The following is a 13,430-nucleotide window of genomic DNA, read 5'->3' as shown; positions in this document are numbered from 1 at the left end:
TTGTTCCTTGAACGTAACCGTTCACCGCGCAGGCTCGGTTGAGGAGGAGGCAGAGGGGAGGTGACCGGAGAAGTGGTGCTGGACAAGGGGACGGCATACGTGGTGTAGCAGAAGCATGGCCGAGGTCGACCCCCGAGACGCGCGCATCGCGCAGTTGGAAGCGATGGTGGCAGAGCGAGACGCGCGCATCGCCGAGTTGCTGGCGAAGGTGGAAGCACTCACGGCGCGCGTGGCGGAGTTGGAGGCGCGGCTCAAGCAGAACTCGAGCAACTCCTCGAAGCCGCCCTCCTCGGATGTCCCCGGCACCCCGCGCCAGCGCAAGAAGCCCACGGGCCGGCGTCCCGGTGGACAGCCCGGCCACAAGAAGCACGAGCGCGCGCTGCTGCCGCCCGAGCAGGTTCAGCACGTGGTGGAGTTGGTGCCCGGGGAGTGCAGGGGTTGCAAACGACGGTTGTATGGGCAGGACAGCGCGCCCCGGCGTCACCAGGTGGTGGAGGTGCCGCCCCTATCGGCCGTTGTCACCGAGTACCGCTGCCATGCATTGCAGTGCCCTGACTGCGGAGTGGTGACGCGAGGGGATGTGCCCGCGCACGCGCGCAGCGCCTTCGGCGACCGGCTCGCAGCGCTCGCCTCGTTGTTGGTGGGTAAGTACCGCCTGTCCAAGCGGCTGGTGAAGGACGCTTTGTCCGACGTGCTGGGGGTGGAGTTGTCGGTGGGCAGCGTCAGCAACCTGGAGGGCGAGATGGCGGAGGCGCTCGCACCAGCGACGGCCGAAGCCCTCGACTACGTGCGGGCCTCACAGGCGGCCAACGCCGACGAGACGGGTTTCGCGCAAGGACGTGAGGGCGGCCGGGCCACTCGCGCCTGGCTGTGGGTGGTGGCCACGGCGCTGGTGGTGGTGTTCCACATCGCCACGAGCCGCGGCGGCAAGGTGGCCCGCCAGCTACTGGGCGCGGACTTCGCGGGCTTCCTCACCACCGACAGGTGGAGCGCCTACGAGTGGGTGGACGCGGGGCTGAGGCAGCTGTGCTGGGCACACCTCACACGCGACTTCCAGGGCTTCATCGACAGGGGAGGCCGGGGTGGGCGCATAGGCCGCGAGCTCATGCGCGAGCGCAATCGCTTCTTCAAGTGGTACCACCGCGTGCGCGACGGCACCATGACACGCGGGCATTTTGAAAAGCGCATGCGCGCAGTGGAACGCAGAGTGGGCCAACTGCTGCGCAAGGCAGCACGACGGGCGGAGAAGAAGACGGCCGGCATGGCCCGGGAAATCCTCCAGTGGGAGAAGTGCCTGTGGACGTTTGTCGATGTGCCTGGCCTGGAGCCCACCAACAACTTCGGCGAGCAATGCATTCGCCACGCCGTCATGTACAGGAAGACGTCCTTCGGCACGCAGAGCCAGGAGGGCAGCCGCTTCGTGGAGCGCATCTTCACCGCCACCACCACCCTCAAGCTGCAGGGCCGTGACGTGCTCGCCTTTCTGACTGAGACCCTCGCCGCGCACCGCCGCGGCCTGCGCGGGCCTTCCCTCCTGCCCACCGCGCCCGCACCTCAGCTCGCTCTCGCTGCCTGAGCTGGTGAACGGTTACCCTTGAACAATGGGCTCATCTGCTTTTCAGATGGCCGGCGCCTTCCTAGAGCCTCAACCCATGCTTTTCAAGTTAGGTAATATTATATCATAGTATGAGATATCCGCTCGCGCCAGGCGAAGACGGGAGCGTCGGATCGTAGGAGCACGAACGGACTGCTGCAGCGCGCCCACTGGAAGATACTGAAGGCGATGGAGGCGTATAGTGATGTCAGTAGGAGCCTTACGCCGTGGACACGTGCCCGACCGAGTAGATATGGCGGTCCTCGAACCGGTCGCTGGAGGGCCGCTCGGCCCAAAGCTGAAAGCGCACCAGGGTCCAGGTGGTCGGCTCGAATCCGACGAGCGCCGCTAGCGCGCCGTCCTCGTGCACACAGTCCTTCGCGCGTCCGGTTTCGGATGCGCGCAGGGCATCGAGCGCGGCATAGGGCGGTATGGAACCCGATTCGCGCGTAGCGAAACGCGCATGCGTGATTCGCGGCGACACTTCCGCATGCCATACCGACCAGGTCTTCACGCTCGGCCAGCCGAACGATTGCGTCAGGCTGACGAAGCCCGGTCCGCACAGGAAATCATTCATCCCCGCAGGTGACTTCCAAAGGTAGAACGGCGCATACAGGTTCTCGGAGTCCGACGGCTGCTGCACCGCCTTCTGGGCGCTGAGATAGGCCTTGAATACCAGGCCCGGGAAGCCATCCATGAGGTGGCCCTTTTCGGCGATGCGGCGGCCGATAATCGACATGTCGTAGTCGGCGGGCAGAACAAAGCTGTATTGCATGGCAATCATCGTGACTCCTCCTGAATGGAAACACGGGGTACTGCTGCGATTCCGCGGCCGAACGACCAATCCTCGGCCTCGGTGGTGTTGACGACCACCATGACGTCCTCTGGCCGGAGTCCGGGCGCATCGGCCAGCAATTCGACCAGTCGCCGATAGAATGCCTGTTTGACGTCGCTCGTACGGCGCCTGCCCGCCGTAATGCAGACCAGGACGTAGTTGTCGGAGCGAGGACCGCACAGGTAGTGCCGGTCGAATGTCAGTTCTTCCGGTTCATGCTGATGAATGATTTGAAAACGATCGTCCGGGGGCACTTCGAACGCCTCGACGAGCGCGCGATGCACGTTGTCGGACAGCGCCTTCAAGAACGCCGGCGATCGTCCTCTGCGCAGCGAAATACGGGCGAGGGGCATGGCATGCGGCTCCTTCCTACCAGAGTACTCATTGCGTTGGTTTCTTGTGTTGATTGACAGCGACATGCTAGCCAGCCATGATAATTAATAAAATCGGGAAGTTTCGAATCGATCGTTCGAAAAAGCGGGATGGTTGCATGCGCAGGGTGAATTTCGATCTGGATGCGTTGCGCAGCTTCAGCGTTGGCATGGAGCTCGGCAGTTTCGCCAAGGCCGCCGACAAGCTGGGCCGCTCGACCTCCGCCGTCAGCGCGCAGTTGAAGAAACTGGAGGAGCAGGCGGGAACGCCGATCTTGCGTAAGGAAGGGCGTGGCCTGGGCCTGACGGACGCTGGCGAGGTGCTGCTCGGTTATGCGCGCCGTATCCTGGAGCTGAACGACGAGGCGTGTATGGCGGTAGGTGGCCTGGAGCTGGAGGGGTGGGTACGGCTCGGCTTGCAGGAGGACTTCTGCGAGCACCTCTTGTCCGAGGTGCTGGGACGCTTCGCGCGCAGCCATCCGGGCGTGCGCATCGAAGCGAAGGTCGCGCGCAACGGGGAACTGGTGACGCAGGTGCAGACGGCGAAGCTCGACTTGGCGCTTGCATGGCATACGGGAAACCGTACCCCGCACATGGAGCCGGTCGGCGCGTATCCGCTGCAGTGGATCGGACCTGCCGACCGGCTACCTGGCCCCTGGGGCGAACGCGGCGAGCCGGTGCCCCTGGTCGCCTTCGAAGCGCCGTGCTTGGTGCGCAGCATGGCGACCGAGGCGCTGGATCGCGCCGGCATTCCGTGGCGGCTCGTGTTCACGAGTCCCAGCCTCGGCGGTGTCTGGGCGGCCGTCGCCGCGGGGCTTGGCGTCACGGTGCGCACGCATTTCGGCATGACGCCGAACCTACGTATCCTGAGCCCCAGGGAATACGGTCTGCCGGCGCTACCTGAACTCGGCCTTGCCATTCATCGGGCTGAAGCCGAGCCTGCGCCGGCTTGCCGGCGGCTGCTTGAAATCGTGCGTGAGCGCGTCGCGGAGCTGGGAGGCCGGCTTCGGTAGGTGTCGGCAAAGCGTGTGCGGCTGTCGGCGCGTAAGGCCTGGCCGCCCACGAGTCTCCTGACACAGCCTCGCCTTACGGGTGCGGCACCACCACGGAAGTCTTCACGCCGTTGATATCTCCCTTCACGTTGCCCGACCAGTCGGCGTAGGTGACGCCGCAACCCGTGCTACACGTCGTGGTCTCTCCCCAGTGGTTCGGACCGAACACGTTGTTGCGAAAGACGAGGCCTTCACCGTTCTCGACACCCACGTCGAATGCCCCGAGAGAGATGAAGTTGCCCTCGGCGACGTAGTTGCGCAACACCGTGTCACCGGTTCCCTGCGTGAACAGCACTGCGGTGATCGCCTGCCAGTAGTTGTCCACGGGTTGCCCGGTCCCGGCATTGAAGCCCGGCTCGAGACGGTTGTTCCGAATGGTGACCGGACCGCTACCGCCGTACGGGAACACGCCACCCGTGTGAGCCTCCGATGGATCGGCCAGGTGAGCGATGTAGTTGTCGTGCAACCAGCTGTTCTCAATGGTGGTGTTCTCCCCGCAGAGACACATGCCACCACTGTTCGCCACGTCCACACGGTTCATGTTGATGTAGCAATTTGGAGCGCATCCGTTCGTGGCGTGATCCGTGAGGGCGGCGTTGATTCCGCCGAGCGGCACGGGTTCCGGACGAATGGTGGTGTCGATAATGTTGAGCGTGAGTCCACCGTTCGAGTTGTTGAGGATGCTCCGTTGGGTGGTACCTGGGGGAGGCGCAATGATCGAGTTCTTGATCGTCACCGTGCCCGAGCAGTGCGTTCCGAGGTAGATGAATCCGCGGATGTAGACGTGGTCGAGTACAATGGATCCGCAGGTATAGAGGTCGAATTCGCCGTTGGGTGGTGAGATCACCGTGTAGCCGGCCGGCACCGGAAGCTGGGCGTCGGTTTGGCTGTACGTTCCGACACCCGGCGCACCGACACTCCAACGATCAGGAAACGTGTTCCCGGAACTGGATGCTGTGGTCGTCGAGGTCGGCTGCGCGGTCGTCGTTGAAGTCGTTGCCGAGGCCTCCCCCATGGTCGCCCCGCCGACAACCAGGAGCACCCCCAAGGCGACGATTCCCAGGGTCCGTCGTTTCCGCCTTCCATGCATCCAAGCACGCTGAAACATTCTCAAGCTCCTCCCTTGCTTTCAGGTCTTCTCAAGGTAATGAGGATTATGAGGGTTGTCACTGTAAAGGTGCTGGTGTTGGCACAAATGATTAGCAGGTTGTTGAAAAATTCTGCGGGGCACTTTGAGTCGTCCACATCACCAGGAGCAGACAGGCTCCTATTGCCCCGACTCCCCCCAATACCCCCATCAAGACAATGACTTTATTCCCACTGGACCTGCTGTCGGACTTCGCAGGCATTGAGTTTCCGAGGGGGTGTCAAAGAATTTGAAACGCGGGACTCGAACGAGAACGAGGCTCGGCGTAGACAGGTGAACCTCGCGATCCAGGAGGAGGGATACTACTTCGTCACTTCCTGAGGCAATTCGACATGACTCCCCACTTCCTCCCTCGGCTGCACGCCATCCACCCCGGATGGCGGCACCTTTCCCGCCTCCGCTGCGCCCGCATCCCGGGCCCTCCCACTCGCCACGGGCGGGCCACCAACCCCCCCGGACTTGCCACGGGCTTCACCCCCGCCGTGCTGCGGCGGGAAGGGACGGCGCGGCGGGGAAGGTGAAGCCGCACTGGTCCATTCGTTTTCCCGAATCTGGACCTTCCGGACGGACCAGATCGGACGCACGCTTGCGGCCCTCTTCATCGGAGGAGTTGCATGCGTATCGAAGTGCTCGAGGTAACGACAGAGGCGGAGGCCGCCGCGTGCTTCCGGGTGATGCACCAGCTGCGCCCGCACCTGGACGAGGCCACCTTCCTCGCCATGTGGCGGCGCATGACGGGGAGTGGCTACCGGCTCACCTGTGTGCGGGAGGACGGGCAGGTGCGCGCGGTTGCCGGCTGGCGACTCATCGAAATGCTCCACACGGGGCTGCACCTGTACGTGGACGACCTCATCACCCACGGGGAGGAGCGCTCGCGGGGCCACGGCGCGCGCCTGCTCGGCTGGCTGCGTGAGCGGGCACGGACGGAGGGCTGCCGCACGCTCGAGCTGGACAGCGGAACGCACCGCACCCGAGCCCACCGCTTCTACTTCCGCGAGGGCATGCACATCAGCTCCTTCCACTTCCGTCAGGAGCTCCCTTTGGGGGCACGGTAACGATGCCTCCATAAGGCATGGGACTCCTCGCGGTTCGAGTCACTGCCGCGCAAGCAGTGAGCTGACGACGTGTGCTCCAATCCATATCAGCGATACGACGAGCGCGAGCGAGGCGACGGCAAGCGCCTGCACACGGCGAATCGCGGTCCGGGTCCTGGCCGGATCATAGTCATTCACATACCGCCTCGTGGCGCGCGGCAGGAGCCATGCATCGTTTCCCTCCCCTCCAATGGCACGCACGAAGCGGGCGAAACCGCTGCGCGGGTTCATGCGGCTCATGAGGAGCAGAACGAAGCGAGACGCCGGCAGCCGGCCAGGGGGCTGCCGCTCCATCCATTCGAGCCCTCTCGCGAGTGCGGCCGAGGCGGAGGCCGGGCCGCTCGCGTCCTCGAAGCAGTGCCAGTCCCCATGCCCAGGCAGGAGCCATGCAAACCGGAGCCGGCCCGCATCGGCCCACTCCTTCAGACGGCGCACCGAGGCACACTGGCGCTCCCAATCCTCCCAGCACTGGAGCCGGTACCCGGCGATGTGGCCCAGGCGCCGTGAGTACCCGAGGTGATCTCCGGTGAAGAGAAACCGGCCACGGTACACGAGGCACAAGGAGCCAGGCGTGTGGCCTGGCTGCGGAAGCACGGCCAGTTCGGCCTCCGCCAGTGCGTCCTCCGCGATGGGCGTCCCCTCGAGCGTCATCGGGCCCGGGCCACTGCCCAGCTTGAACTCCACGTCGCCCGTGGCGGCAGCGTAACCGCCCCCCTTCGGGTTCACGTCCGCGGCGCCCATCACGCGGCGGCAGCCTGGGAAGCGCTTCGCGAAGTCGGCATGGTGCTGCACATGGTCCCGGTGCGTCAGAAACAGCCAGCGCACCCCACCCTGTTGCTCCAGCCAGAGGAACAGCTCCTCACTTGGCTTGGGCACATCCACCAGCAGCCCCCCTCCTGGCAGCTCGATGAAGTAGGCGAGTGCACCGGCGTTCTCCGCCGAGGGATGCCCGAGAACCCAGACATTGTCCTCGAGGCGGCGTGGCCAATCACGCCACGGCGACCCCAGCTCTCCCGGAGGAATGCGTGCCGAGGGCCGCTCAAGCCGAATCGCGCTGAACGGGCACGCCGCCGCCGCGGTCCGTGCCGCGAGGTACTCCTCTTTGTTTCGCGGTTGGCGCAACACGCCCGTGAAGGCCCCCGGGTCATGCGAGCCCGGCAACACCGAGGGACCGCTCGGTTGCTTGTCGCCGTCATCACGCTCGGCATGGGTAGGAGCCACCTCGCCCAGGAGTTCTGGGGCGAAGTTGCGGCACGTGGCCGCGCCGATGCACTTCCGCGTCACATACAGCCGGCCCCATTCCTCTGCCGCCGGTTCTCGGGACTGCGTGTTGGAGGAGTCTCTGTCCATGGGCAAGCCACCTCTGGCTGGTCGCTATAACCATAGCTCGCTCCCGGACTACTCAGATCGACGGAAAGCAGTTCGAGTTCGTGGAGGAGCGCGGGTGGCTCAAGAACATCGAGCAGGTTGACAAGCGCAGCGCCACATCATCTCGGGCCACCGGGCAGCAGCCGCCCCCGCGACGGGCGAGAAGGCCCTGGCCGAGACGGCGGCCTACATCCGCGACTTCGCTCACATTCGTTCGCCGGGCAATTCGCTGGCTTGCTTCACCCAAGCGGCGAACTGAGCTTCGTCGAGCCGGCCGTCCTCATGGATGTCGAGGTAACGCGTGTCCTTGGTCTTGGACTCGCCGGGCGGGACAGGACGCAGCGATGCGCCGCGGAAGAAAGCCACTTTGACGTACTTCGTGAAGCAATGGATGCCGAGGAACCAGCCCTGGCCCTCGACTCCGTACAGCGGCGAGTTCCATTTGACCGCCTTGCGCACGCCGGGGACGGTGCGCACGATGAGCGCGTCGAGGCGGCGCCCGACGTCGCTTTTCCAGCCCGGCATGGCCGCGATGTAGGCCTGCACGGCGGCGTCGCCGTAGGCCTTCGCGATCTGAGGGTTGCCGCCTGAGAGGAGGGTCGGCTTCGCGGCCACTGCGGTGCCGGTGGCTTTGGGCACTGCTTCGTGCGCCGGCAGTTTCTTCGCCGTGGCCTTCGTGGGCTTGCGGGCGACCTGCTTGGCGGCGGCCTTCTTTGCGTCCTTCGCCGACTTCTTGGACGTCCTTTTGGTCATTGCGTTCGCTTGATCGGGCATTACGGACTCCGTCACCACGTCATACGCGGAACCTGGCGAGCTTGCGAAATCAGCGGCCTCCGCGCTTGGAGGGCGCGGCCTTCTTGTCTGAAACGTTCAGCGCCACGGCCTCGCGGATGAGTGCCTTCAGGGCAGGCGCGTTGAGCTCCTCGCCCTCGTGGATGTCGATGGCGCGTCGCACGTTCCCCTCGAGGCTGGAGTTGAAGAGGCGGGAAGGATCCTTCAGGAAGGCGCCCTTGGCGAAAGTCATCTTCACGACTTTCTTGTAGGTCTCGCCAGTGCAGACAATCCCCTCGTGCGACCAGACCGGGGTCCCCCTCCACTTCAACTCCTCGAGGATGTCGGGGTCTGCCTCTTTGATCAACGCGCGGATCCGACCGAGCATCTCACCGCGCCAGTCGCCGAGCTCCGTGATTTTCTTGCTGATGAGCTGTGCTGCGGACTCGCCTTCTTGTCTGGCCTCGGAACGTGTCATTTCCGCCTCGTCGGAATGATTCGCATCTCTCTGTTTCGGCTACGGGACCCAGCCGGGCACCGCAGCCGTCTGCTTCACCCATGTCGCCATCTGCGCCTCGTCGAGCTTATCGCCTTCGCGGATGTCTGGGTTTCCATTCGTGTGGGGCCGACGCGGCCTTTCGTCGTGCGGTCGGCCGCACGTTCATCCGGTGCGTCGCCCACTGCGCCACTTGGAGACATACGGCAGCGCGAACAAGTACAGGCCGGTGAACAGAAGCACGATGAGCGGGAATAGCGCCAAGAGGCCCACCCAGACGACATTCTTCTCCTTTGCCATGGCGACGAGGTTGGCGATGACAGCCAACGTAAAGGCAATGGACAGCCAACGGTGGATCTGCCGAATCCATTTGGTCCAGTTCACGGAGACCACCTCTGAAGACGAGCCCGAATCGGAGCGGTTCATGAAATCCTCGCGAGCAGGTCGACGAGCTTCCCGCCCATCATCTTCCAGCCGTAGCGCGCGCCACCAAAGTTCTGCTTCTGGGACGGTTTGAAGCCCGACTGCACGAGAGCCAGGTGGGTGCCCGACGCCGTGGGCGTGAGCGTGAAGGTCACCACGGTGTCCAAGGCCATGTCGCCGACGACCCACGTGTAGCTGATCTTCCGAGGCGCTTCGCACTCGAGGAGCCGGCAGTTCACGGTGCCATCCCAACCTGGGAACGGCTGCGTCTTGAACGTGAACGCGGTCCCCAGCTCGGGCTTGAACCCGGTGACTGGCAGGAGCCACTCGGTGAGCAGCACGGGGTCGGTGAGCGCGCGCCACACCTTCTGCGGCGAATGATGCAAATCAAATTCGAATGAAATGGATTCGGTTTGCGATGGGGCGGTCTTGTCGATGAGGTTCATTCGTCCATTTTCTCCAGGAGTGCTTCAAGGCGATCGACGCGCTCCGTCCAGAAGGAGCGGTAGTGCGCGAGCCAGTCGATGAGCGGCTTCAACCCGCGCGGCTCCACCCGGTAGTAGACACAGCGCCCCTCGCGTCGGCCGTTCACCAGGCCGGCGTCTTTCAATGCGGCGAGGTGCTGCGAGACCGCCGGCTGCGAGATGGAGAAGCGCGCCGTGAGGTCCTTCACCGCCGCTTCGCCACGCGTGAGTGACTCGAAGATCGCCCGGCGACTGGGGTCCGCCAGCGCCTGGAAGATCTTGTCTTCGACTGCGGCCGCTCTCATGAGGAACATATAAGTCGTCACTTATGAGTCGTCAAGTACGCGGAGCGGGCCGCTTGGGGTGACTCTGGACAGGGGCGGACAGGACGCGTGCCGTAGGCAGCGTCCATCCGAGGGGTTCAGGCGCGCTCGTTCCCGGCGAACAGGGTGCGGGTCCAAGGCGCGTCGACCTCGTCGGCGCCGATGGCGACGAGCACGTTGGTCAGGAGCCCATCCGCGATGAGGCTCCTGACCTGGTCGTCGGACGCACCGGCCGCGCTACGCACGTACTCCACCTGCTTGGCGTAGCAGGCGCGGATGGCTTCGCGGATGGGAGGCTCCGAAGCCGCGCAGTTGGCGTGCATCAACACTCGCAGCAGGTCACGGTCGTCCTGGATGAGCCGCGCGTATGCGGTCCGCATCGCGGCCAGCACCGTCTCCGGCTCGAGGCCCCGCGTCTTCGCCACCGCATCCGCCATGTTCTCGCGCAGCAGCGCGGCGCAGTGGTCGATGACCGCCACGAACAGCGCCTCCTTGTCGGGGAAGAGCCGGTACACGTACGCCTGCGAGATGCCTGCGGCCTTGGCCACCTCCGCGGTGGTCGTGCCGTAATAGCCCCGCGCCGCGAAGGCCTGGATGGCGGTGCGGAGCACGGTGCTGCGGCGCTCGTCGGCGGTGGACAGCTTCCGGGAAGTCACGGGCATGTGAGTAACTAATTGCTCACTCCACTCACCGTCAAGGTCCTCCACCTCCACACCCCACCACACAGCGCCCCAGACTCCACAGGCATCCACGGCTCTGGGCTTCCTGCCGCTTGACACTAAAACTGTGAGTGGTTAATTACTCCTCACGGGTCGCCGAGCGGCCCTTTTTTCAGGCTTCATCTGTGAGTGGTCAATCACTCATTGTTCTCGAAGTGCCCAACAAGGGAGTCCACCATGAGCACCACCGACACCAACACCCAGGCGATTCGCAAGCAGGCGCAGCAGACGTTCTCCAACCACCTCGAGTACCTGTCGAGCGGCCGCATCAACGAGTGGGTGGACCTGTTCACCGAGGACGGCGTGCTGGAGTTCCCCTACGGCCCGGAGGGCTTCCCCAAGAAGGTCACCGGCAAGGGCGAGTTGTACGAGTACATGAAGAACTTCCCCAAGCACTTCCAGGTGCGGTTCAACGGGCTGCGATTCCACGAGACGACCGACGCGTCGCTGGTGGTGGCGGAGTTCGCCAGCGAGGGCAAGGCGTTGACGACGGGCCGCCCCTACGACCAGAGGTACATCTCGCTCGTGGAGACGCGTGACGGGAAGATCTCCCGCTACGTGGATTTCTGGAACCCGCTGGTCGCCATGAAGTCCCTCGGCTCCGAGAACCTCGGTGCCTCGTTCCTCACCTGAGGCCGGGTGATGAGCGGCCCACCGGCCCTGGTTCATGCCGGGGTCGGCGCCGCCCTTTGCCGCATGGGCTTGTCCCGGCGACGTGGGCAGTAGGTTGACGATGGTGACTTCTGCGTGACGGCCCCGGTCCTTCTCCTTCGACCAGGGGATTCCGATGACCCGAATCCAGCCGCAAGCGTCTCTGTAGGCGTGAGGGCAAATTTCAGCCTCCGCCCGTTCAACAAGGCAGGATTCATGCTCCATTTCGACCGTTCAAAGCTGTTCCTTCGTGCCGCGTGCTCGGCGCTGTTGCTCACGGGCGCGTGCACGCCGGTGAGCAGTTCGCCTGACGGGCAGGACGACGTAACAGAGGCCGCCACGAGTCCGTTGCTCACCTCTGGCGTGAGCTTCAAGACGGTGCTCGGCAATCGGTACGTGGGCGCTCGAAACAACGGCGGCGGCGAGGTGATCGCGACGGCGACGGTCGCGCAAGAGTGGGAGAAGTTCACGATCGATGACATCAACGGCGGGGCCCTCGAGAGTGGAGACTCGATCTTCATCATCGCGGGCACCGGGCAGTACTTTCAGGCCGCGAACGGCGGCGGCTCGACGCTGAACGCCGCCAGCTGGAATCGCCTTGGCTGGGAGACGTTCCGCATCGTCAAGCAGAGCGGGAGCGGCCCGATCGCCAACGGCGACATCGTCGGCCTGCAGACGGTCACGACTGGCAATTGGGTGTCGGCGGAGAACGGCGGCGGCAGCACGGTGTTCGCGTATGGCGCCGCGCTCGGCCCGTGGGAGCAGTTGACGATCTCTGGCTTGTCCGGAGGCACGACGCCGCCTCCCGCTACGCGCTGTGACTCTCCCGGCCTCGTCTGGAAGACCGCCAACAAGACCCACTACACGTCGTACCCGGATCCGGGTAGCGAGGAGTGCATCAAGTACAACGGCTGCACGTGGGCAGGGCAGTTCGCGGCGTGCGAAGGGAAGAAGTCGGAGGCGTGGGTGGCGGCGCACAACATCGCCGCGGTGTTCCCCAACATGAACGCGCTCAGGCTCCATGACCTTTGCTTGAGGTCCGGCTCGAAGACCATCGTGGTCACCGTGCTCGACACGTGCGCCGACTCGGACTGTTCTGGTTGCTGCACCCAGAACAGGGGGGACGCCGACGCGCTGATCGACCTCGAGAGCTATACCAACGAGCGCTGGGGAGTCCCTGACGGCAGGATCCAATGGGCGGACCTCGGTCCGACCCAGGGGAGCGGCTGCGACTGATTCCCACTCGGGTTGAAGTTGTTGGTCGCCGAGCCGCCAGCTGGCAATCCGTTCAGCCCTGAGCGGGCAGGCCCACGGCCTTGCCCGCGAAGCGACGGCGGTAGGCGCGCTCCCAGAGGCGTGCGCCGGGCAGACCGATGAGCGTCGGCGCGAGCCAGAATACAATCGCCGTGGCGTTGCCCCCGAAGTGGCGGGAGTTGAGGACGAGAAACGCCGTCAGCGTGGCGATACCGGAGCCGAACATCGCCCCCATGTGCTGGTACCACCAGTGCATGCGCTCCCTGGGCGGGCGCACCCAATACAGGAGCTGGCCCATCCCGGTGATGAGCCCCACCGGGGCGAAGGCCACGAGGAGCATCGCGCCCGTGTGGAGGCCCAGGCCCGCGATGGCGAGGGACGCCAGGACGGTGCCCCCCGTGAGCGCGAGGTCACCCGGGTGCCGGTGCGCCTCCGTCCGCTGCTTGAAGCGCAGCACCCGGACGCCCACCACGGCGGCGTTGGCGGAGATGAGCCCGATGTACGCGAGGAAGAAGGACATGGGGGACGGCGCGGGCCAGTTGCGCACCACCTGGATGCTGGAGAGCGCCATGCCCGTGGCCGCGGAGCACAGCATCGCGATGACGTAGGCCATGCCCACCTTGCGGTGCAGGAGCGTGCCCTTCTTCGCGACGAGGGGGAGCCACAGTGTGGCGAAGGCGACGGCTCCGCACGCGATGTGAACGAGGCGCAAGGGCGAATACAGGGCTTCCATCCGGGTCTCCTCGGGGTGGGTGCGACGCCGGGGAACAGTAGGGGGCGGGGGGCTGCGGCACATGTGCCACCCGGGCTATGTGCGCCCGTATGACTTCCGGCATATGACCCCCGCCGGGAGGTTGTCTGTACACTG

Annotated in this window: 16 protein-coding genes; 5 read left to right on the top strand and 11 right to left on the bottom strand. The window is 65.0% G+C overall.

The genetic code is table 11. From position 1 onward, the window contains the following. The first annotated feature begins 115 nt into the window (after window positions 1–115). On the top strand, window positions 116–1,576 hold the full coding sequence (gene tnpC, locus F0U60_RS53515) for an IS66 family transposase (protein ID WP_395806238.1): 1,461 nt from the start codon (window positions 116–118) through the stop codon (window positions 1,574–1,576). Window positions 1,577–1,814: 238 nt separating this feature from the next. On the opposite strand, the gene F0U60_RS53510 is transcribed toward tnpC, so the two are convergent. Both F0U60_RS53510 and F0U60_RS53505 read right to left on the bottom strand, forming a co-directional pair. Then, window positions 1,815–2,378 (bottom strand): DUF4865 family protein, encoded by a 564-nt coding sequence (locus tag F0U60_RS53510; RefSeq protein ID WP_395812254.1) that lies wholly within the window; start codon window positions 2,376–2,378, stop codon window positions 1,815–1,817. Continuing rightward, window positions 2,375–2,782: a tautomerase family protein gene (locus F0U60_RS53505; protein WP_395812253.1), complete on the bottom strand. Its 408-nt coding sequence runs from the start codon at window positions 2,780–2,782 to the stop codon at window positions 2,375–2,377. The genes F0U60_RS53510 and F0U60_RS53505 overlap by 4 nt, the downstream gene beginning before the upstream one ends. A 146-nt stretch (window positions 2,783–2,928) precedes the next feature. On the opposite strand from F0U60_RS53505, the gene F0U60_RS53500 reads away from it, so the two are divergent. Continuing rightward, complete coding sequence (locus tag F0U60_RS53500) at window positions 2,929–3,813, top strand: LysR substrate-binding domain-containing protein (protein ID WP_395812252.1); 885 nt, start codon at window positions 2,929–2,931, stop codon at window positions 3,811–3,813. A 73-nt stretch (window positions 3,814–3,886) separates the two neighbouring features. On the opposite strand, the gene F0U60_RS53495 is transcribed toward F0U60_RS53500, so the two are convergent. Further along, window positions 3,887–4,960, bottom strand: a complete 1,074-nt coding sequence (locus F0U60_RS53495) for a hypothetical protein (protein WP_395812251.1) — start codon at window positions 4,958–4,960, stop codon at window positions 3,887–3,889. A 653-nt stretch (window positions 4,961–5,613) separates the two neighbouring features. On the opposite strand from F0U60_RS53495, the gene F0U60_RS53490 reads away from it, so the two are divergent. Beyond that, complete coding sequence (locus F0U60_RS53490) at window positions 5,614–6,054, top strand: GNAT family N-acetyltransferase (protein ID WP_395812250.1); 441 nt, start codon at window positions 5,614–5,616, stop codon at window positions 6,052–6,054. Window positions 6,055–6,093: 39 nt separating this feature from the next. On the opposite strand, the gene F0U60_RS53485 is transcribed toward F0U60_RS53490, so the two are convergent. From F0U60_RS53485 to F0U60_RS53455, 7 genes are all read right to left on the bottom strand, one after another. Beyond that, complete coding sequence (locus F0U60_RS53485) at window positions 6,094–7,443, bottom strand: hypothetical protein (RefSeq protein ID WP_395812249.1); 1,350 nt, start codon at window positions 7,441–7,443, stop codon at window positions 6,094–6,096. A gap of 222 nt (window positions 7,444–7,665) precedes the next feature. Continuing rightward, the gene (locus F0U60_RS53480; protein WP_395812248.1) at window positions 7,666–8,235 is read right to left on the bottom strand and encodes a DUF1801 domain-containing protein; all 570 of its coding nucleotides are present in this window, start codon (window positions 8,233–8,235) and stop codon (window positions 7,666–7,668) included. A gap of 49 nt (window positions 8,236–8,284) precedes the next feature. Further along, on the bottom strand, window positions 8,285–8,710 hold the full coding sequence (locus F0U60_RS53475; protein WP_395812247.1) for a DUF1801 domain-containing protein: 426 nt from the start codon (window positions 8,708–8,710) through the stop codon (window positions 8,285–8,287). 183 nt (window positions 8,711–8,893) lie between these two features. Further along, window positions 8,894–9,154 (bottom strand): hypothetical protein, encoded by a 261-nt coding sequence (locus tag F0U60_RS53470; protein WP_395812246.1) that lies wholly within the window; start codon window positions 9,152–9,154, stop codon window positions 8,894–8,896. Next, window positions 9,151–9,597 (bottom strand): SRPBCC domain-containing protein, encoded by a 447-nt coding sequence (locus F0U60_RS53465; protein WP_395812245.1) that lies wholly within the window; start codon window positions 9,595–9,597, stop codon window positions 9,151–9,153. The genes F0U60_RS53470 and F0U60_RS53465 overlap by 4 nt, the downstream gene beginning before the upstream one ends. Next, window positions 9,594–9,920 (bottom strand): ArsR/SmtB family transcription factor, encoded by a 327-nt coding sequence (locus tag F0U60_RS53460; RefSeq protein ID WP_395812244.1) that lies wholly within the window; start codon window positions 9,918–9,920, stop codon window positions 9,594–9,596. Before F0U60_RS53460 ends, F0U60_RS53465 begins: the two co-directional genes overlap by 4 nt. 116 nt (window positions 9,921–10,036) lie before the next feature. Beyond that, window positions 10,037–10,600, bottom strand: coding sequence for a TetR/AcrR family transcriptional regulator (locus tag F0U60_RS53455; protein WP_395812243.1), 564 nt, complete (start codon window positions 10,598–10,600; stop codon window positions 10,037–10,039). Between the two features lie 234 nt (window positions 10,601–10,834). Here F0U60_RS53455 and F0U60_RS53450 point away from each other — a divergent pair, with 234 nt between their 5' ends. Both F0U60_RS53450 and F0U60_RS53445 read left to right on the top strand, forming a co-directional pair. Beyond that, window positions 10,835–11,290 carry a nuclear transport factor 2 family protein gene (locus tag F0U60_RS53450; RefSeq protein ID WP_395812242.1) on the top strand — a complete coding sequence of 152 codons (456 nt, stop codon included), beginning with the start codon at window positions 10,835–10,837 and terminating at the stop codon, window positions 11,288–11,290. A 234-nt stretch (window positions 11,291–11,524) separates the two neighbouring features. After that, window positions 11,525–12,544: a fascin domain-containing protein gene (locus tag F0U60_RS53445; RefSeq protein WP_395812241.1), complete on the top strand. Its 1,020-nt coding sequence runs from the start codon at window positions 11,525–11,527 to the stop codon at window positions 12,542–12,544. A 52-nt stretch (window positions 12,545–12,596) separates the two neighbouring features. Here F0U60_RS53445 and F0U60_RS53440 read toward each other — a convergent pair whose 3' ends face one another. Continuing rightward, window positions 12,597–13,295, bottom strand: coding sequence for a DUF2306 domain-containing protein (locus tag F0U60_RS53440; RefSeq protein ID WP_395812240.1), 699 nt, complete (start codon window positions 13,293–13,295; stop codon window positions 12,597–12,599). Window positions 13,296–13,430 lie beyond the last annotated feature (135 nt).

This window comes from Archangium minus (assembly GCF_044360475.1).
In the GTDB taxonomy this organism is placed as follows: Bacteria; Myxococcota; Myxococcia; order Myxococcales; family Myxococcaceae; genus Archangium; species Archangium minus.
The sequence above is the reverse complement of the archived record's forward strand: the minus strand, read 5'-3'. Positions and strand labels throughout refer to the sequence as shown.

What these genes read in the sequence shown, in the direction of transcription:
- tnpC (WP_395806238.1), top strand. Translation starts at nt 116, where the DNA reads ATGGCCGAGGTCGACCCCCGAGACGCGCGCATCGCGCAGTTGGAAGCG.
- F0U60_RS53510 (WP_395812254.1), bottom strand. Translation starts at nt 2,378, where the DNA reads ATGATTGCCATGCAATACAGCTTTGTTCTGCCCGCCGACTACGACATG.
- F0U60_RS53505 (WP_395812253.1), bottom strand. Translation starts at nt 2,782, where the DNA reads ATGCCCCTCGCCCGTATTTCGCTGCGCAGAGGACGATCGCCGGCGTTC.
- F0U60_RS53495 (WP_395812251.1), bottom strand. Translation starts at nt 4,960, where the DNA reads ATGTTTCAGCGTGCTTGGATGCATGGAAGGCGGAAACGACGGACCCTG.
- F0U60_RS53490 (WP_395812250.1), top strand. Translation starts at nt 5,614, where the DNA reads ATGCGTATCGAAGTGCTCGAGGTAACGACAGAGGCGGAGGCCGCCGCG.
- F0U60_RS53485 (WP_395812249.1), bottom strand. Translation starts at nt 7,443, where the DNA reads ATGGACAGAGACTCCTCCAACACGCAGTCCCGAGAACCGGCGGCAGAG.
- F0U60_RS53480 (WP_395812248.1), bottom strand. Translation starts at nt 8,235, where the DNA reads ATGCCCGATCAAGCGAACGCAATGACCAAAAGGACGTCCAAGAAGTCG.
- F0U60_RS53475 (WP_395812247.1), bottom strand. Translation starts at nt 8,710, where the DNA reads ATGACACGTTCCGAGGCCAGACAAGAAGGCGAGTCCGCAGCACAGCTC.
- F0U60_RS53470 (WP_395812246.1), bottom strand. Translation starts at nt 9,154, where the DNA reads ATGAACCGCTCCGATTCGGGCTCGTCTTCAGAGGTGGTCTCCGTGAAC.
- F0U60_RS53465 (WP_395812245.1), bottom strand. Translation starts at nt 9,597, where the DNA reads ATGAACCTCATCGACAAGACCGCCCCATCGCAAACCGAATCCATTTCA.
- F0U60_RS53460 (WP_395812244.1), bottom strand. Translation starts at nt 9,920, where the DNA reads ATGAGAGCGGCCGCAGTCGAAGACAAGATCTTCCAGGCGCTGGCGGAC.
- F0U60_RS53455 (WP_395812243.1), bottom strand. Translation starts at nt 10,600, where the DNA reads ATGCCCGTGACTTCCCGGAAGCTGTCCACCGCCGACGAGCGCCGCAGC.
- F0U60_RS53450 (WP_395812242.1), top strand. Translation starts at nt 10,835, where the DNA reads ATGAGCACCACCGACACCAACACCCAGGCGATTCGCAAGCAGGCGCAG.
- F0U60_RS53445 (WP_395812241.1), top strand. Translation starts at nt 11,525, where the DNA reads ATGCTCCATTTCGACCGTTCAAAGCTGTTCCTTCGTGCCGCGTGCTCG.
- F0U60_RS53440 (WP_395812240.1), bottom strand. Translation starts at nt 13,295, where the DNA reads ATGGAAGCCCTGTATTCGCCCTTGCGCCTCGTTCACATCGCGTGCGGA.